The organism is Novosphingobium sp. TCA1 (assembly GCF_009811895.1).
GTDB classification, from domain to species: domain Bacteria; phylum Pseudomonadota; class Alphaproteobacteria; order Sphingomonadales; family Sphingomonadaceae; genus Novosphingobium; species Novosphingobium panipatense_A.
In genome coordinates this window covers 37,732-55,603 of sequence record NZ_BLJH01000022.1, presented here as the reverse complement: position 1 = coordinate 55,603, position 17,872 = coordinate 37,732, and the positions used below count along the sequence as shown (strand labels likewise).

The following is a 17,872-nucleotide window of genomic DNA, read 5'->3' as shown; positions in this document are numbered from 1 at the left end:
TTGCCGCTCCCATAGTGCTTGGGCCATGAGTTCCCGCGATGGAACACACTCTCAACTCAGGCCTCTACATAGTGGCAACCCCGATTGGCAACCTCGGGGACATTACCTTTCGCGCGGTGGAGATCCTCAAGGGTGTCAGCGCGGTCGCCTGCGAGGATACCCGCGTCACCGGAAAGCTGCTGCATCACCTGGGTATCAAGCAGAAGATGATCCGTTATGACGACCATGCGGGCGAGGGTGATCGCGAACGCCTGCTGGCGCTGATGGAAAGCGAGCCGGTGGCATTGGTCAGCGACGCGGGGACGCCGCTGATTTCCGATCCGGGCTATCGCCTCGTGAAGATCGCGCGCGAACGGGGCATCCCCGTCACCAGCCTGCCCGGCGCCAATGCGGCGGTGATGGCCATGACGCTTTCCGGCCTGCCCAACGACCGTTTCCTCTTCGCCGGGTTCCTGCCGAACAAGGCCAAGGCGCGCGAGACGGTGCTGGGCGACCTTGCCAAAGTGCCGGCGACGCTGATCTTCTACGAAACGGCGCCGCGCCTGGAAGATGCGCTGGAGGCGATCGGCACGGTCCTGCCGGGCCGCGAAGTCGCCGTGGCACGGGAGCTTACCAAGAAATTCGAGGAATGCCGCAGTGGCACACCCGAGGAACTTGTCGCGCACTATGCGGCGCATCCGCCCAAGGGCGAGATCGTGCTCCTGATCGCCCCGCCCGGCGAGGAGCCGCTGGGCGAGATCGATGTGGATGCCCTGCTGCGCGCGGAACTGGCGCTGGCCAAGCCCTCTCAGGCGGCGGCCAGCGTGGCCAAAGCGACCGGGCTCGACCGCAAGATGCTCTATGCCAGGGCGATGGAACTGAAGTGAGCAGGCAGCGCGCCGAAGCGGAGCGCAAGGGGCGCAGGGGGGAGGCCCTGGCCGCATGGTACTTGCGGCTGACGGGCTGGTCCATTCGGGCGCAGCGCGTGAAGACTGCGCGCGGCGAAATTGATCTCGTCGCCCGCCGGGGCCGCACGCTGTGCTTCGTCGAAGTGAAATGGCGCGCGCGCCGGGCCGATCTCGACCATGCGATCGACCACTACCGCCTGCGCCGCGTGGCTGCCGCCGCCGAGGCCGTCGCCCACCGCTACCAGAGGCCCGGCGACGACGTGAGGGTGGATGTCCTGCTCATGGCGCCGGGCTGCTGGCCGCGCCGCATAACCAATGCCTGGCAGCCTTCTTCCTAAAGATGCGGCCCGATCCCGAAACCATTCGCGCCCGCCGCCGAATTTGATTAAGCCGCCTTCACGAAAGATACCGCTCGGTACATATCCGCGAGCACCGGAGTTTTCATGACCTTACGCATCGCAGTTCAGATGGACCCCCTGGAATCGATCAAGATCGCAGGCGATTCCTCGTTCGCACTCATGCTCTCGGCGCAGGCGCGCGGGCATGAGCTGTTTCATTACGACGTGCGAACGCTTGCCTACGATGCCTCTTCCGGCGCGGCCGGTCGGCTGACCTGCTGGGGGGCGCCGGTGACGGTGCAGCGCGTGGAAGGTGCGCACTTCACCCGCGGCGAATATCGCCTAATCGACCTCGTGGCCGATATCGATGTCGTGCTGATGCGGCAGGATCCGCCTTTCGATCTCGGCTATATTACCGCCACGCACCTGCTCGAGCGGCTTGCCGGGCAGACGCTGGTGGTCAACGATCCCGTCTCGGTCCGCAATGCGCCCGAGAAAGTCTTCGTGCTCGACTACGCGCGCTTCATGCCGCCGACGTTCATCGCGCGCCGTATCGAGGACGTGCGCTTGTTCCAGCAGCGCAATGTGGAAGCCGGTTTCGGCGGCGATCTCGTGATCAAGCCGCTCCACGGAAACGGCGGCAAGGCGGTGTTCCGCGTGCCCGCCGACGGCAGCAACCTTGGCGCGCTGATCGAGATGTTCGAGAACGCCTGGGTGGAGCCTTTCATGGTCCAGCCCTTCCTTCCCGACGTGGCCGAGGGCGACAAGCGCATCGTCCTTGTGGACGGCGAATTCGCAGGCGCCATCAACCGCAAGCCGGGGGCGGGCGAGTTTCGCTCCAACCTGGCGGTCGGCGGTTCGGCAGAGGCGACCGGCCTCACTTCGGCTGAAGAGGAAATCTGCGGGGCGCTGGCACCGGAACTCAAGGCGCGCGGCCTTGTTTTCGTGGGCATCGACGTGATTGGCGGAAAATGGCTGACCGAAATCAACGTGACCTCGCCAACCGGCATCGTCGCCATCGACCGGTTCAACGGAACCGATACCGGCGCGAAGATCTGGGACGCCATCGAAGCGCGCCATGCCGCGATGGCGAAAGGAGCGGTCTGATCCGCTCGGTGGAATTGCTCCGCCATGGATGAATGGGTCATCTCGCTCATCGAGGGGGGAGGATACTGGGGTATTCTCCTCCTGATGGCGCTTGAGAACATCGTGCCTCCGATCCCCTCGGAGCTCATCATGGGTGTCGCCGGGATAGCCATGGCGCACGGGCGGATGGATTTCGCGCCGGTGCTTCTGGCAGGCACCCTGGGATCGACGCTCGGCAACTATGTGCTGTTCCTGATGGCGGATCGTCTCGGCTATGAGCGGCTGAAGCCCTTCGTCGACCGGTGGGGGCGCTGGCTGACGATGGAATGGCGCGACATCGAGCGCGCCGGACAGTTCTTTCGCAGGCACGGGCGCTGGGTGGTGTTCGTCATGCGTTTCATGCCGATGTTTCGGAGCATCGTCTCGGTTCCTGCCGGGCTGGCGCATATGCGGCACCTGACTTTCCTGATCTACACGGCGGCAGGGGCCGCGATCTGGAACACGATCCTCATCATGGCGGGTAGCTGGCTGGGCCGCCGCTTCTCGGAAGCTGAGACCTGGATCGGCTGGGCCACGGTCGTTTTTGCTGTTGTAGCAGCCGTTTGGTACTTCTGGAGAGTATTTACCTGGCAGCCCTCGTCAGGGAAGGTTGAAGACTAACCGTAAACTATTCATCAGTTTTGTACAAAGCGCCGAGTATCGTCGCTAGGTGCAATGCCGTAGTCTTTGCTCGCAACCATTTGGGAGCAGGGGTTATGTCCAAGCGATTGGCAGCGGAATTCTTCGGTACTTTCTGGCTTGTCTTCGGGGGCTGCGGTTCGGCGGTCCTTGCGGCGGCCTTTCCCGATCTCGGCATCGGCTTCGCCGGTGTGGCACTGGCCTTCGGCCTAACGGTTCTGACGATGGCCTACGCCGTCGGCGGGATTTCGGGCGGACACTTCAATCCCGCCGTCTCGTTGGGAATGGCCGTGGGCGGCCGGCTCGAGTGGAAAGACCTCGTTCCCTACTGGGTCTCGCAAGTCCTGGGTGCCATTCTGGCGGCAGCGGCTCTTTACGCGATCGCTTCGGGGAAGGCCGGCTGGACCCCCGGAGGATTCGCCACCAACGGCTACGGCGAGCTTTCGCCGGGCGGTTATGCGCTGTCGTCGGCCCTGCTGATCGAGACCATCCTGACGGCCGGTTTCATCGTCGTCATCCTCGGATCGACTTCGAAAATCGCTCCGGCCGGGTTCGGACCGCTCGCCATCGGCCTTTGCCTGACCTTGATCCACCTGATCTCGATCCCGGTCACCAATACCTCCGTCAATCCCGCGAGATCGACCGGCGTGGCGCTCTTCGCGGAAACCGCGGCGCTGGGACAGCTCTGGGTGTTCTGGGTGGCGCCGCTGGTCGGCGCGGCGATCGGTGCGCTGATCTGGCGCGGCTTGCTGGCGCCGCACGAAGGCGCGCTTTGACCTCTCAACCCTGCTCGCGAGGATGCGCGCTGCGATAGACGTCGAGCAGGGTTGCCGCATCCACTCTGGTATAGATCTGCGTCGAACCCAGGCTGGCATGGCCGAGCAGTTCCTGCAGGCTGCGCAAGTCCGCGCCGGCGCCAAGCAGATGGGTGGCGAAGCTGTGCCGCAAGGCGTGCGGCGTAGCGCTGGCCGGTAGCCCCAGCACGACGCGCGCACGGGCAACCGCTTTCTGGACCATGCCCTGGGACAAAGGCCCGCCTTTCGCCCCGCGAAAGATCGGCATGTCCGGCGCCATCGGCCAGGGGCACTTGTCCAGATAGTCGGCCACGCCCTCGCGCACGATCGGAAGCAGCGGCACCATGCGCTGCTTGCCGCCCTTGCCGGTGACGAGCAGCGTCTCGCCAAGGGGAAGGGCGGCGGCGGTAATCGCCAGGGCTTCGGCAATGCGCAGCCCGGCGCCATAGAGCAGCAGCAGCACGGCGCGGTCGCGCGCGCCTATCCAGGGCGCGCTGGCGTCGTCCTCGACCATGGCCGCCAGGTTGACGGCCTCATCCGGCGTGACCGGGCGCGGCAGGCCCTTCTTCACGCGTGGGCCGCGAAGACGTGGGGCCTTGGCATGAGGCGATCCCGATTGCTCGCGGGCAAAGGCGAGAAAGCTCTTGAGCGCGGAAAGCTCTCGGGCAGCGGAGGTGTTGCCGATGCCGTCTTCGCGGCGATCCGCCAGATGGTGGCGCAGTTCGGCCGCTTCGAGCCCGGCCAAGGCATGCCAGTCGGCAGGCTTGACACTGTCGATCAGCCGCCCTGCCGTGGCGAGATAGGCCCGCACGGTATGGGGACTGCGTCGCCGCCCGTTCCTGAGATGGTTGCCCCAAGCCTCGAGCAGGTCGGCCTTGGTCATCCGGTTCAAGGTTCCACCAGATCGACGGGCACGATTTCGCCCAGCAATCCGTCAAGCAGCGGCATGCCCTCTTCGGTGACATGGAGCCGCGCGCCTTCGCGGCGGACGAGGCCCTGCCTCTCGTAGAACGCGGCCTTGGCCGGATCGCACAGCTCTGCGCCGGTCAGGCCGAACCGTGCAGCCATGACATCGAGGTCCACACCCTCGCGCAGGCGCAGGCCCATGAGCATGGCCTCGCTCGCCTGTTCGCGGCGTCCCAGATCGCGGTGTTCGTTGATGCCCTGGGCCTTGGCATCGAGGGCCTCGAGCCAGTTCTCCGGCTTGCGGTGGCGGGTGGTGGCAATGCCCCCGCGCCGCCCATGAGCGCCGGGGCCGATCCCGCAATAGTCCTGATAGCGCCAGTACGTCAGGTTGTGGCGGCTTTCCTCGCCGGGGCGGGCGTGGTTGCTGATCTCGTAGGCCGGGAGGCCTGCGTTGGCGGTCATTTCGCGGGTGAGCGCGAACATGTCGGCGCAGGCATCCTCGTCCAGCGGTTCAAACTGGTTCTGACGCACCATCGTGGCGAACCTGGTGCCGGGTTCGATCGTGAGCTGGTAGAGCGAAAGGTGGCCGGTCCCGAACGACAAGGCCCGTTCAAGCTCTGCCTGCCACGCATCCAGGGTCTGGCCGGGGCGTGCATAGATGAGGTCGAAGCTGACGCGGGAGAAGCGTTGCTGCGCCACTTCCAGCGCTTGCAAGCCTTCCGAGGCATCGTGAAGCCTGCCGAGGAAGCGCAAGGTTTCGTTGTCCAGCGCCTGAAGGCCAAGCGAGACACGGTTCACGCCGGCATCGGCCAGAGCGGCGTAGTTGCCCGCTTCCACCGACGAAGGGTTGCCCTCCAGCGTGATCTCGATCCCCTCCGAAAAGCCCCAGAGCTTCTCGGCCTCGTCCAGCAGCCGCGCGACGAGGGCAGGGGGCATCAGCGACGGCGTGCCGCCCCCGAAGAAGATCGAATCGAGTTTCTCTCCGCCCGCGACGGCATGTTCGTGGCGCATGTCCGCCAGCAGGCCCGCCTGCCAGCGATCATGCTCCACGCGTTCGCGGACATGGCTGTTGAAGTCGCAATAGGGGCATTTTGCGAGGCAGAACGGCCAGTGGATGTAGAGCGCGCGCGCCATCTTGGCAGACTAGCCTGCGAACTGCTCCGCGACCAGCTTGGCGAAAGCGTCGGCGCGGTGGCTGATCTCGTGCTTCTTTTCGGGCGCGATCTCGGCAAAGGTCTGGTCGAGGCCGTCCGGCACGAAGCAGGGATCGTAGCCGAAGCCCATCTTTCCGCGCGGAGGCCAGGTGAACGTGCCGTTGGAGCGGCCTTCGTAGACGGCTTCCTCGCCGTCCGGCCAGGCGATCGCCAGGACGCAGGAGAACCAGCAAGAGCGATCGACTTCCGGTCCCTGTTCGCAGAGCAGGCCTTCGACCTTGCCCATCGCCATGAACCAGTCGCGGCCGGAAGGGCCTTCGAACCACTGCCGTTCGGCCCAGTCGGCGGTGTAGACGCCGGGCCTTCCGCCCAGCGCCGTCACCGACATGCCACTGTCGTCGGCCAGCGCGGGAAGCTGCGCGGCCTTGGCGGCGGCGTGGGCTTTCAGGAGCGCGTTCTCGACGAAAGTCGTGCCGGTCTCTTCCGGTTCGGGCAGGCCGAGTTCGCCAGCGGAAACGCACTCGATGCCGAAGGGTGCGAGCAGGGCACCGATTTCCCGCAGCTTGCCCGCGTTATGAGTCGCGATGACGAGGCGGGTGTTTCCGAGTTTGCGGGTCATATGCCTGGTTCCATTTTCGCCGTCCCCGCGCAGACGGGAACGGCGATGGTTTATGCGTATTTGAACTTAGCGGCCGACGGCCTTGGCCTGCTCGGCGAAGATACGGTCGCAGCCGATGCGGGCGAGGCGCAGCAGGCGCAGCAGGCCTTCCTCGTCGTAAGTCGCGCCTTCGGCAGTGGCCTGGGCTTCCGCGATCTTGCCGCCTTCGATCAGCACGAAGTTGGCATCGGCATCGGCCGAGCTGTCCTCGATATAGTCGAGGTCGAGCACCGGGGTGCCTTCGCAGATGCCGCAAGAGATGGCGGCGACGCGGCCGGTGATCGGGTCTTCCTTGATCTTGCCTTCCGCCATCAGCTTGTCGACGGCCAGGCGCAGCGCCACCCAGGCGCCGGAGATCGAGGCCGTGCGGGTGCCGCCGTCGGCCTGGAGCACGTCGCAGTCGAGCACGATCTGGCGTTCGCCAAGCTTCTTCATGTCGACCACGGCGCGCAAGCTACGGCCGATCAGGCGCTGGATTTCCTGGGTGCGGCCCGACTGCTTGCCCTTGGCCGCTTCACGCGAACCACGCGTATGGGTGGCGCGGGGCAGCATCGAATATTCGGCCGTCACCCAGCCTTCGCCCTTGCCGCGCAGGAACGGCGGCACCTTTTCCTCGATCGAGGCGGTGACGAGGACGCGGGTATCACCGAAGGAAATCAGCACCGAACCTTCGGCGTGCTTGGTGAAGCCGGTCTGGATATCGATAGCGCGCATCTCGTCGGGCGTACGGCCGGAAGGTCGCATGGAGGTTCCTTTGCTCAAAGTTCTGATCGTCGATTACCGGCGCGCCCTAAAGCATTTTTGGGGCGAGTGGAAACACCTCAAGCGCGTAAAAATGCGCGCAATCGAATGGCCCCCGCGCATTTGGCTTGAGACGCCCGCGCCATTCCCTAGATTGAAGGCAGATGCCGACACCGCCGATCACCGAACTTTCCGACCGCGCCCGCGAGATATTCCGCCTCGTGGTGGAGGGATATCTTGCGACTGGAACTCCGGTCGGCTCCAAGACCCTGGCCGGGCCGGGCGGCTTGAAGCTGTCGTCCGCCTCGATCCGTTCGGTACTGGCGGACCTCGAATCGTTCGGCCTGCTGGCCGCGCCGCATACCAGTGCGGGACGGCTTCCCACCGAGGCAGGCCTGCGTCTTTTCGTGGATGGCATCATGCAGGTTGCCGAACCCACTGCCGAGGAACGCTTCGCGATCGAGAGCCGCCTCGCCGCGCCGGGACCGATCGAAGCCGCGCTGGAGGCGACCAGCACGCTCCTGTCGAACCTCACCTCCAGCGCGGGCGTGGTTATGGTGCCACGCCGCGAGCCGCGTCTGATGCACCTGCAACTCGTGCCGCTGGGGCCGGGGAGGGCACTGGCCGTGCTGGTGGGAGAGGACGGCGCGGTGGAGAACCGCATCGTCGAATTTCCCGATGCCTTGCCGCCCGGAGCGTTGGAGGAGGCCTCCAACTACATTACCGCGCATCTGGCCGGGCGCACCCTCAGCGAGGCGGCGCGCGCCATGCGCGCGGATATCGCGACCGGCAAGTCCGCCCTCGATGCCGCCAGTCGGGACCTTGTCGAACGCGGCCTGGCGGTCTGGAGCCAGGACGCCATGGCCCGTCCGGTGCTGATCGTCAGGGGGCAGGCCAACCTGCTCGACGAAACCGCGCTGTCCGACCTCGAACGCGTGCGCTCCCTGCTGGACGACCTCGAGAACAAGCAATCGGTCTCGGACCTGCTCGATCTGGCGCGCGAGGCCGAATCGACGCGTATCTTCATCGGCTCGGAGAACCGGCTCTTCGCGCTTTCCGGCTCTTCGGTGATCGCCTCGCCCTATCGCGACCGCGATGGCCGGGTGGTCGGCGTAGTGGGGGTAATCGGGCCGACTCGGTTGAATTATGCGCGCGTCGTCCCCATGGTGGATTTCACTGCCCAGAGCCTGGGCAAGCTCATCGGATAGTTGGAACCTTACAATAATGACTGACGACAAGACCCAGCCGCCAGAGGGTCAGACTGTAGATCCCGCCATCGCGGAAGAACTGAAGGGCGTGCCCGAAGACATGATCGACAGTGATAAGGACAGCGGTGAACTCGCCAAGCTGCGCGAGGAACTGGAAACCGCCAAGCAGGAAGCGCTTTACGCCCGCGCGGAAACGCAGAACGTGCGCCGCCGCCTGGAGAAGGATGTTGCCGACACGCGCGCCTATGCCGCAACCGGTTTCGCCCGTGACATTCTTTCGGTGGCCGACAATCTGACCCGCGCGCTCTCGGCAATCCCGGCGGACCTGCGCGAGGACGAGAAGCTCAAGGGCATCGTCGCCGGTATCGAGGCCACTGGCCGCGAGATCGACAAGGTCTTCACCAACCACGGCATCACGCGTGTCGCGGCGATGGGTCTGCCGCTCGATCCCAACCAGCACCAGGCCATGATCGAAGTGCCTTCGGCCGATGCCGAGCCCGGTACCATCGTTCAGGAACTCCAGGCCGGTTACATGATCAAGGACCGCCTCCTGCGCCCCGCCATGGTCGCGGTCGCCAAGAAGCCGGACTGATCTTCCCGCAGCGCTGCGCTCGCCACCGGAACTTCAAGGTCCGTCAAGTCCTTGAGGGACGAATGGGGGCGCGGCGGGGTTGGCCCGAAAGATCTGATGGAACCCGTCCGCATCGGGGCCGTTGATCAGGTAGAGTCCTGATATTTAGCGGAGACAACCCATGCGACAGTTCATTCTTCCGATCCTCGCAGCCGGTGCGCTTGGCATGGCCGGTTGTGCTAGCAACTATACAGGCGAAGGCGCTCTGGCAGGCGGCGCGCTGGGTGCCGGTGTCGGCGCTCTCGCAGGCGATGTCGGCGCAGGTGCTGCCGTCGGCGCGGCGGCCGGTGCCGCGGTGGGTTCGACCCAGAAGAAGCACAACGGCTGCTACCGCTACGATCGCAGGGGCGACCGCTATTGGGACCGCGATTGCTGACCTGGCGGCAAGACCACTGGAATTTCGAAAAAGGGCGCGGATCGTTCCGCGCCCTTTCCTGTTTTCGAAACCGCAGCTTCAGGCCGAAAGGTGGCCGAACGGAAGAATGCCGCGATAGCTGCCCAGCGGCGGCGCGCCGGGCACATGCCGTCCCAGATCCAGCAGGAAGGCATGGCGCACGATTTCCGCCTGCTGCTCGATCCCGTAACGATCGAGGGTCCAGCCCGGCCGCAGCGTGTAATCGTAGCGGCAGAACGGGTGCCGCATGAGCGGCAGATACCATCGCCCCTTTTGCTGGCTCTGCCAGACGTGGGTCATCTCATGGATGAAAAGACCCTGGAGGCCGATCGGCGCCGACGAGAAATCCTCGCGGTAGAGATCGGAGCGGTGATGGAAATGAAGATGCCCGCAAGGCGCCATCACCACTTTGGCCGGTTGCAGGGGGAACCATTTGCGACGGCGGATCCGCACCGGACCCGCGTCTACGGCATCTGCGAAAACACTGCGGACCAGCGCGACTTCACCTGAGGTGAGCGGCCTTTCCCCACCTGGCGGGCAATTTCCCGTCAGTGGTCCATCCCCGGCATATCGCCGCCCATGTCCTTGCCGCCGAGGCTTTCCACGCGCAGCGGCATCGAGAGCTTGTCGCCGCCCAAGAAGGTCAGGGTCAGCTCCGCCGTGCCGCTGGCCTTCACTGTATCCTCGATATCGAAGACCATGACGTGCATGCCGCCCTGCTTGAATTCCACCTGGGCGCCCGGTGCGATCTCCAGCGAATCGACCGCCGCCATGCTGCCGCCTTCGGTCTTGTGCATCTGTGCCTTGCCGGTGCCGCTGACATGGACGCCCACCAGGCTGACGGGCGCGGGGCCGTCATTGCGCACGGTGAAATAGACCGCACCCGGCCGGCCCGCCACGATCGGCAGGAACAGGTGCCCGTCGCTGGCGCTGATCCCGGGCTTTGCGGTCGGCCCCGAATTCGCGCCCGATCCTGGAGCAGCGCTTTCCTGTGCAGCGGGGTTTTCGGCCTTCTGGCAGGCCGCGAGCGAAGCAAGAAGGCCGACCGAGCCGACGACAGCAAGCATGCGGAGGGGCTGGGGAAAACGCACGGTCTTCTGGGCAGGCTTCACGGCAGATCGGTCCTCTCGGGTAGGCGCCTGATGCCAAGGAGCTTGGGGCGCTGAAAATTTCCACCGCGTAATGCCATTGCGACAGACTTGTTCCAAGCGAAACCACACCTATATGCCGCTCCGACGACTTTGAACGTCATCGAGCCATGCAAGCCGCCTTGCCTTGTGGAGGGAGGCGATCCGCATGGTGTCATCCACTGACGTGAGGAATGGGGATAATGGCAAAAGTAATTGGTATCGACCTCGGCACCACCAACAGCTGCGTCGCCGTGATGGACGGCGGCAAGCCGAAGGTTATCGAAAACTCCGAAGGCGCGCGCACCACGCCCTCGATCGTCGCTTTCACCAAGGATGGTGAGCGCCTGATCGGGCAGCCTGCAAAGCGCCAGGCCGTGACCAACGGCGACAACACGATTTTCGCGGTGAAGCGCCTTATCGGCCGCCGCTTCGACGACCCGGTGACCAAGAAGGACACCGAGCTGGTTCCGTACCACATCGTCAAGGGTAAGAACGGCGACGCCTGGGTTCAGGCCGGCGGCGAAGACTACAGCCCGTCGCAGATCTCGGCCTTCACGCTGCAGAAGATGAAGGAAACCGCCGAATCGTACCTCGGCGAGACCGTGACGCAGGCCGTCATCACCGTGCCCGCCTACTTCAACGACGCGCAGCGCCAGGCGACCAAGGACGCCGGCCAGATCGCCGGTCTTGAAGTGCTGCGCATCATCAACGAGCCGACTGCGGCCGCGCTGGCCTATGGCCTCGACAAGCAGGACGGCAAGACCATTGCCGTCTACGACCTTGGCGGCGGTACCTTCGACGTTTCGATCCTCGAAATCGGCGACGGCGTGTTCGAAGTGAAGTCGACCAACGGTGACACGTTCCTGGGCGGTGAAGACTTCGACACCAAGCTGGTCGAATGGCTGGCCGACAAGTTCAAGGCCAAGGAAGGCATGGACCTGCGCAGCGACAAGCTGGCCCTGCAGCGTCTGAAGGAAGCGGCCGAAAAGGCGAAGATTGAACTCTCGTCCACCGCGACGACCGAGGTCAACCTGCCCTTCATCACCGCACGTATGGAAGGCGGCGCCACCACGCCGCTGCACCTCGTGGAAACCGTTACCCGCGCCGACCTTGAAAAGATGGTTGCGGACCTGATCCAGCGCACGCTCGAGCCCTGCCGCAAGGCGCTGGCCGATGCCGGCGTTTCGGCCAAGGATATCGACGACGTCGTTCTGGTCGGCGGCATGACCCGCATGCCCAAGGTACGCGAAGTCGTGAAGGACTTCTTCGGTAAGGAACCGCACACCGGCGTTAACCCTGACGAAGTCGTGGCCATGGGCGCTGCGATCCAGGCCGGCGTGCTTCAGGGCGACGTCAAGGACGTGCTGCTGCTCGACGTGACCCCGCTGTCGCTGGGTATCGAGACGCTGGGCGGCATCATGACCAAGATGATCGACCGCAACACGACGATCCCGACCAAGAAGAGCCAGGTCTACTCGACCGCCGAGGACAACCAGCAAGCGGTGACCATCCGCGTGTTCCAGGGCGAGCGCGAGATGGCGCAGGACAACAAGATGCTCGGCCAGTTCGACCTCGTCGGCATTCCGGCCGCGCGTCGCGGCGTGCCGCAGATTGAAGTGACCTTCGACATCGACGCCAACGGCATCGTCAACGTCTCGGCCAAGGACAAGGGCACCGGCAAGGAGCAGCAGATCCGCATCCAGGCTTCGGGCGGTCTGTCCGATGGCGACATCGACCAGATGGTCAAGGATGCCGAGAAGTTCGCCGAAGAGGACAAGAAGCGTCGTGAGGCCGCCGAGGCCAAGAACAACGCCGACAGCCTCGTCCACGCGACCGAGCAGCAGATCGCCGAGCATGGCGACAAAATCGACGCCGGCCTGAAGTCGGAAGTCGAAGCGGCCATCGCCGCGACCAAGACGGCGATCGAAGGTGGCGACCCCGCCGAGATCACGGCAAAGTCGCAGGCGCTGACCGAAGTCGCGATGAAGATGGGTCAGGCCATCTACGAGAAGGAACAGGCTTCGGCTGCTTCGCCGGAAGCCGCTCCGGCCGGTGGTGACGACGATGTCGTCGACGCCGAGTTCTCGGAAGTCGACGAAAACAACAAGGGCTGATCGGTCCTCATGACAAGCGTGGCCGCCATCGTTACATCGCGTGACGGTGGCGGCCAGGTCGCACGCGGGGAATAACGAGACGTGTCAGCTACCGAAATCGACTATTACGAACTGCTCGAAGTAGAGCGCGGCGCCGACGACAAGACCATCAAGTCGTCCTACCGTCGCCTTGCGATGCGTTATCACCCGGACAAGAACCCGGGCTGCGGCGACAGCGAAGCACGCTTCAAGCAGATCAGCGAGGCTTACGATTGCCTCAAGGACCCGCAGAAGCGGGCAGCCTACGATCGCTACGGCCATGCCGCGTTCCAACAGGGAATGGGTGGCGGCGGCCATCCCGGCGGCGCCGAGTTCGGCGACATCGGCGATATCTTCGAATCCATCTTCGGCAGCGCCTTCGGTGGCGGCGGTCGTCAGCAGGCCCGTCGCGGCGCCGACTTGCGCTACGACATGGAAGTCTCGCTGGACGAGGCCTTCCATGGCAAGCAGACCGAGATCACCATCGAGGTTTCGCAAAGCTGCGAGCCTTGCAGCGGTTCCGGCGCGGAGCCGGGCACCGGCAAGCGCGGCTGCAACATGTGCGGCGGCCATGGCAAGGTCCGTGCCCAACAGGGCTTCTTCGTGGTGGAACGCACGTGCCCGACCTGCCACGGCCGCGGCGAAGTGATCGAGAAGCCCTGCCGCTCCTGCGGCGGCGAAGGGCGGGTCGACAAGCCCCAGGCCTTGCAGGTGGAAATTCCGCCGGGCGTCGATTCCGGCACCCGCATCCGCCTGTCCGGCAAGGGCGAGGCCGGGCCGTTCGGCGCGCCTCCGGGCGACCTCTATATCTTCCTCCACGTCAAGCGGCACAAGGTGTTCGAACGCGACGGCACGACGCTGCTCACGCGGGTTCCGATCACGTTCACCACGGCGGCGCTCGGCGGTTCGATCGACATTCCCGGCATGGACGGCGAGACCATCTCGGTGGACATTCCCGCAGGCATCCAGTCCGGCAAGCAGCTTCGCAAGCGCGGGGCAGGCATGCCGGTGCTTCAGGGCCGGGGCCGGGGCGATCTCGTCATCGAGATCAGCGTGGAAACGCCGACCAAACTGTCCGCGCGCCAGAAGGAACTGATCCGCGAGCTGCAATCGACCGAGACGGGCGATGAATGCCCGCAGTCAAAGGGTTTCTTCGACCGGATCAAGGAAGCCTGGAACGATCTGACCGAGTAATCTCGGTCTGGGATAATACGTCGTCCCGGACTTGATCCGGGACCGCTGGCAATACTTTAGGCGATACATCGCGCGCGAACGCAGCGCCTAAAGACGGCCAGCGGTCCCTGGTCGAGCCCGGGACGACGTAATACCGCCCATCGCATTACCGCTCGTGGTTATCCCGCTCATCACCCGCCGCGCAGCACTTCGTCCCTGACATTGCGCAGGAGCGCCGGATCCGCTGTCAGCCGCTCCTCTTCCTCGTCCAGCACGGCCAGGAATGCCTCGCGCTTCAGCGCCCAAAGCTCGCCTTCGAGCAGAGCATGCTCGCCTTCCGCGGTGGAGGAAATCAGGTCGATCATCCGCTCCGCGCCGTGAAGCCGTCCCCAGAGATAGTCGTTCTCACGATAGGCGCGGCTGAAGAAGGCGCCGAAGTTGAAGAACTCGGTGCCGCGCAGCACCGGTCCCTTGCGGATCATGTGGCAATCTTCGGGCGAGATGCGATCGACGCGGATGGGATCGAATTCGGTCAGCCCTTCGCCGCGCAGCAGGGGCAGGGTGACGGTGTCGTAGAAAGGGAACCCGAGGTAGGCGAGCAGCACCCGCCGCCGCAGGACCTGGGGCATTTCCGAGAGCGCCTCCGCCAACATGCTGTCGACTTCCGCATCGATCTCGCCGAGGTTGCGCACCCGTTCGACATGCTCGATCACAGCGCCGGGATCCGTGAATACGCCCGCAGCCAGGGCCGCGAATTCCGCGCCCATGGCAGAGACCGGCTCCCTGTTGAGGTAGAGCGCCAGCGCGGCATAGATCGCCTCTCGCGCGCTGTCGCGTTCGGCTTCGTCGACGCTCGCTTCTTGCTGCCATTCCTGCGTCACGCGGCGTGCCAGGAGGCGAAGTCGCCGTATCCGGAAAGCGAGGTCGTGGCTGCGGAAGAAATCGATCATCCCGGGAGAGCCGTCGCCCTTCAGGCCGTGGATTCGGTCCAGCCCCATGCTGGCGAAATGGTCGTGAAGACGGCGCGCGACGGGTTCGCTGGACGATAGCCCCAGTTCGGGCGCCGCTTCGTGGATCAGCTTCGCGAGCTTGGCGACGATGCCGGAGAACTTCACCTGGACATAGCCGTGATAGGCGAAACCGGCCTGCTCCAGCGCCGCTCTCTGCGCCTTGTCGCGCCAGGCAGCGAGACGCTTGGGTGTCGGGCGATCGAGGAAGAAGGTATTGCCGAACAGGCGGTCCACCGTTTCCTCGATCTCGGGCCGCATGGCGAGAACGATGGCGCGAAGTGTCGCCATCTCCTGCGAATCCCGCTCGAGCGTCTCCAGATTGTCGCGGATGGGCTGCTCGCGCGGGATCGAGGAGAGCGAGCCGAAGATCGTCGAGAAGAAGCCCGGTGCTTTCCTTTCCTGCCGCACCGAGGCGCCGATGCGATCGGGGGTAGGGTCGATATAGACGAAGCGGCGATCCACCTCGCGCGTGGCCGGGCGGTCTCGCAGCACGCTCATGGCGTCCGCGAAGGGCGCATTGTTGAGCACCGATCCATCGATGAGGGCCACATTGTCGAGGTCGCCGCGCTGGCTATGCTCCGGCATGATCCGGCGGAAGAACGCCTCGCGCCCGGGCCATGCAAGCCCGAGTTCCTCGACCAGCCCGTCGATCTCCTCGATCTGGAGCGGGGGGAAGGCGCCGGGGAAGCTCGCCGTCGAACGTGCCGCCAGCAGCAGTTCCGGCATGGCGGCAAGGGCAGGGGTGCCGGCCCGCGATTCGAAACCGATGCTCAGGCGGTGTTCGCTTTCCAGCACGAGTTCGGGCGAATGCAGCCTCAGGGTTTCGAGATGGCCCTTGAAGTCTGTGGCCGTCACGAAAAGATTGATCGGATGGCCGTGCGGCAGGAGCGGCGGCCCGGGCTCGCTTTCGGCCATGGCGGTAAGCGCGCCTGCCAGCAGGCGCGAAAGGCCGATGCCGCTGAAGGGCGGTTCGAACCAGCGCGAGCGGATCAGGCGGGAGAGCTTCTGCCGCACTTCCTCGCGCGTTTCCGGTGCAACGCTGCTGCTCACCGCATTGCCGGGACGATGGAGCAGATAGGAAACGATCGGCCGCGCCCAGAACTTCGTAACCTCGCTGCGCGCCCGCGCCTCGGGATCGAGCAGCACATCGACGTCGGCATTCTCGAGCCAGAGTTCGGTCAGGGGTTCCAGCGAGTGGCCGGAATGGATCGCCTGCGAGAGGAACACGCTGTTGATCCCGCCCGCACTGGCCCCGGCGACGATGTCGGCAAGGATGCGCAGTCGCAGGTTACTTCCCGATTCGAGCCTTTGCAGCAGCTTACGATAGACTGCCGCGGTTCCCTTTCCCGCTCCGACGTTACCCGGCTCGCCGCTCCCCGCCCAGAACGCCTGGCTGGCCTGAAGTGCCTTCCAGAGTTCCTTGGTTACTCCGTGCATGTAGACGGCAAGGCTGATGCCGCCGTAGCAGACCAGCGCGATCCGCAGTTCCTTTTGCCGCATTCCGCCATGTTGGCGCGATCGTTCGGGAAAGGCAATTGCGTTCTCATTCCGTTCCAGATAATCGAGGCGCATGGCAAAGCCCAAGCGTCGATATGTCTGTCAGGCCTGCGGAGGCGTCTCGTCCCGCTGGCAAGGTCAATGTCCCGATTGCGGAGAGTGGAACACGCTGGCGGAAGAAGCGCCGCAGACGGTGTTTTCCTCCAAGCACGATCTGTCCTCGGGCGGTCGGCCCATTCTCTTCACTCCGCTCGATGCCCCGGGCGAGCTGCCCAAGCGCCGCGCCAGCGGTTTTGCGGAGTTCGACCGTGCGCTCGGCGGCGGGCTGGTGCCCGGTTCGGCGATCCTGATGGGCGGCGATCCCGGTATCGGCAAGTCGACCCTCCTGCTTCAGGCCTCCGCGCATATCGCCATGGCGGGCGGCAGCGTGGTCTATGTCAGCGGCGAGGAAGCGGCCGGGCAGGTGCGCCTGCGCGCGGAGCGGCTCGGGCTGTCCAAGGCGCCGATCCAGCTGGCCTCGGCCACGTCCGTCCGGGATATCCTGACCACGCTGGGCATGATGGAAGCGCCGACCCTGTTGGTGATCGATTCGATCCAGACCATGCACTCGGACACGATCGAGGGCGCACCGGGCACCGTCAGCCAGGTGCGTGGCTGCGCTTTCGAGCTGATCCGCTATGCCAAGGAGAACGACGTCACCCTCGTGCTGGTCGGCCATGTCACCAAGGACGGCACGATCGCCGGGCCTCGCGTGCTGGAGCACATGGTGGACGTCGTCATGGCCTTCGAAGGCGAGCGCAGCCACCAGTACCGCATCCTGCGCAGCCTGAAGAACCGCTTCGGCCCTGTCGACGAGATCGGCGTCTTTGCCATGGAGGGAGCCGGGCTCGCGGAAGTCGGCAATCCTTCGATGCTGTTCCTTTCGGGCCGAGACGAGGAAATGGCGGGGAGCGCCGTCTTCGCCGCCATGGAAGGCACCCGGCCGGTGCTCGTGGAAATCCAGGCCCTGATCGTCCGGCTCCAGAGCGGGGCCACGCCGCGCCGCGCGGTGGTCGGTTGGGATTCCGGGCGCATGGCCATGCTGCTGGCCGTGCTGGAGGCGCGCTGCGGGCTCAATTTCTCCAGTGCGGAAGTCTATCTGAACGTTGCGGGCGGCTATCGCCTGGCAGACCCCGCTGCCGATCTCGCGGTGGCGGCCGCCCTGATTTCGGCGCTGGGAGACCGGCCGCTGCCCAAGAACGCGGTGTGGTTCGGCGAAGTCTCGCTGGCGGGCGAGATCCGCCCGGTTTCGCATTCATCGATCCGTCAGCGCGAATCGGCCAAGCTCGGCTTCGGGCGCGCGATCGGGCCGGCGGGCGGGGCCAATGCCGAAGGTACGGCTAAGGGCATCGAATTCACCGGTTTGACCATGCTGCCCAATCTCGTTGACCGTATCCTGACGGATGCCTAGTTCGG

General features: G+C 65.1%; 18 protein-coding genes. 11 read left to right on the top strand and 7 right to left on the bottom strand.

The features are described 5' to 3' along the window. Positions 1 to 38: 38 nt before the first annotated feature. The 5 genes from rsmI to aqpZ all read left to right on the top strand — a co-directional run bounded on the left by rsmI (position 39) and on the right by aqpZ (position 3,765). Positions 39 to 866, top strand: a complete 828-nt coding sequence (gene rsmI / locus NTCA1_RS20985; protein WP_159831715.1) for a 16S rRNA (cytidine(1402)-2'-O)-methyltransferase — start codon at positions 39 to 41, stop codon at positions 864 to 866. Then, positions 863 to 1,225 (top strand): YraN family protein, encoded by a 363-nt coding sequence (locus NTCA1_RS20980; RefSeq protein ID WP_159831714.1) that lies wholly within the window; start codon positions 863 to 865, stop codon positions 1,223 to 1,225. The genes rsmI and NTCA1_RS20980 overlap by 4 nt, the downstream gene beginning before the upstream one ends. Positions 1,226 to 1,330: 105 nt before the next feature. Further along, positions 1,331 to 2,332, top strand: a complete 1,002-nt coding sequence (gshB, locus tag NTCA1_RS20975) for a glutathione synthase (protein WP_159831713.1) — start codon at positions 1,331 to 1,333, stop codon at positions 2,330 to 2,332. Positions 2,333 to 2,356: 24 nt separating this feature from the next. Then, positions 2,357 to 2,971, top strand: coding sequence for a DedA family protein (locus NTCA1_RS20970; RefSeq protein WP_159831712.1), 615 nt, complete (start codon positions 2,357 to 2,359; stop codon positions 2,969 to 2,971). 95 nt (positions 2,972 to 3,066) lie between these two features. After that, positions 3,067 to 3,765 carry an aquaporin Z gene (aqpZ, locus tag NTCA1_RS20965; protein ID WP_086490555.1) on the top strand — a complete coding sequence of 233 codons (699 nt, stop codon included), beginning with the start codon at positions 3,067 to 3,069 and terminating at the stop codon, positions 3,763 to 3,765. Between the two features lie 4 nt (positions 3,766 to 3,769). On the opposite strand, the gene NTCA1_RS20960 is transcribed toward aqpZ, so the two are convergent. The 4 genes from NTCA1_RS20960 to rph form a co-directional block, all read right to left on the bottom strand. Next, positions 3,770 to 4,666 (bottom strand): tyrosine recombinase XerC, encoded by an 897-nt coding sequence (locus tag NTCA1_RS20960; RefSeq protein ID WP_159831711.1) that lies wholly within the window; start codon positions 4,664 to 4,666, stop codon positions 3,770 to 3,772. A gap of 5 nt (positions 4,667 to 4,671) precedes the next feature. Further along, positions 4,672 to 5,823 carry a radical SAM family heme chaperone HemW gene (hemW, locus tag NTCA1_RS20955; RefSeq protein ID WP_159831710.1) on the bottom strand — a complete coding sequence of 384 codons (1,152 nt, stop codon included), beginning with the start codon at positions 5,821 to 5,823 and terminating at the stop codon, positions 4,672 to 4,674. A 9-nt stretch (positions 5,824 to 5,832) separates the two neighbouring features. After that, positions 5,833 to 6,462 (bottom strand): RdgB/HAM1 family non-canonical purine NTP pyrophosphatase, encoded by a 630-nt coding sequence (gene rdgB, locus NTCA1_RS20950; protein WP_159831709.1) that lies wholly within the window; start codon positions 6,460 to 6,462, stop codon positions 5,833 to 5,835. Between the two features lie 66 nt (positions 6,463 to 6,528). After that, a complete protein-coding gene (gene rph, locus NTCA1_RS20945) occupies positions 6,529 to 7,245 on the bottom strand; it encodes a ribonuclease PH (RefSeq protein WP_159831708.1) in 717 nt (238 codons plus the stop codon). A gap of 161 nt (positions 7,246 to 7,406) precedes the next feature. Here rph and hrcA point away from each other — a divergent pair, with 161 nt between their 5' ends. The 3 genes from hrcA (at position 7,407) to NTCA1_RS20930 (ending at position 9,457) form a co-directional block, all read left to right on the top strand. Further along, positions 7,407 to 8,450 carry a heat-inducible transcriptional repressor HrcA gene (hrcA, locus tag NTCA1_RS20940; RefSeq protein WP_086490550.1) on the top strand — a complete coding sequence of 348 codons (1,044 nt, stop codon included), beginning with the start codon at positions 7,407 to 7,409 and terminating at the stop codon, positions 8,448 to 8,450. Positions 8,451 to 8,466: 16 nt separating this feature from the next. Continuing rightward, complete coding sequence (grpE, locus tag NTCA1_RS20935) at positions 8,467 to 9,042, top strand: nucleotide exchange factor GrpE (protein WP_086490549.1); 576 nt, start codon at positions 8,467 to 8,469, stop codon at positions 9,040 to 9,042. 160 nt (positions 9,043 to 9,202) lie between these two features. Beyond that, on the top strand, positions 9,203 to 9,457 hold the full coding sequence (locus tag NTCA1_RS20930; RefSeq protein ID WP_159831707.1) for a glycine zipper domain-containing protein: 255 nt from the start codon (positions 9,203 to 9,205) through the stop codon (positions 9,455 to 9,457). Between the two features lie 78 nt (positions 9,458 to 9,535). Here the strand turns inward: NTCA1_RS20930 and NTCA1_RS20925 are convergent, their stop codons facing one another. Continuing rightward, on the bottom strand, positions 9,536 to 9,928 hold the full coding sequence (locus tag NTCA1_RS20925; RefSeq protein ID WP_306439311.1) for a hypothetical protein: 393 nt from the start codon (positions 9,926 to 9,928) through the stop codon (positions 9,536 to 9,538). A 95-nt stretch (positions 9,929 to 10,023) separates the two neighbouring features. Continuing rightward, positions 10,024 to 10,587, bottom strand: a complete 564-nt coding sequence (locus tag NTCA1_RS20920) for a copper chaperone PCu(A)C (protein ID WP_236549496.1) — start codon at positions 10,585 to 10,587, stop codon at positions 10,024 to 10,026. Positions 10,588 to 10,805: 218 nt separating this feature from the next. On the opposite strand from NTCA1_RS20920, the gene dnaK reads away from it, so the two are divergent. Next, the gene (dnaK, locus tag NTCA1_RS20915) at positions 10,806 to 12,719 is read left to right on the top strand and encodes a molecular chaperone DnaK (RefSeq protein WP_086490546.1); all 1,914 of its coding nucleotides are present in this window, start codon (positions 10,806 to 10,808) and stop codon (positions 12,717 to 12,719) included. An 81-nt stretch (positions 12,720 to 12,800) separates the two neighbouring features. Next, positions 12,801 to 13,931, top strand: coding sequence for a molecular chaperone DnaJ (dnaJ, locus tag NTCA1_RS20910; RefSeq protein ID WP_159831706.1), 1,131 nt, complete (start codon positions 12,801 to 12,803; stop codon positions 13,929 to 13,931). A 170-nt stretch (positions 13,932 to 14,101) separates the two neighbouring features. On the opposite strand, the gene NTCA1_RS20905 is transcribed toward dnaJ, so the two are convergent. After that, a complete protein-coding gene (locus tag NTCA1_RS20905; RefSeq protein WP_159831745.1) occupies positions 14,102 to 16,420 on the bottom strand; it encodes a patatin-like protein in 2,319 nt (772 codons plus the stop codon). Between the two features lie 70 nt (positions 16,421 to 16,490). Between NTCA1_RS20905 and radA the strand changes: the two genes are divergently transcribed. Further along, positions 16,491 to 17,867: a DNA repair protein RadA gene (radA, locus tag NTCA1_RS20900; protein WP_086490544.1), complete on the top strand. Its 1,377-nt coding sequence runs from the start codon at positions 16,491 to 16,493 to the stop codon at positions 17,865 to 17,867. Positions 17,868 to 17,872 lie beyond the last annotated feature (5 nt).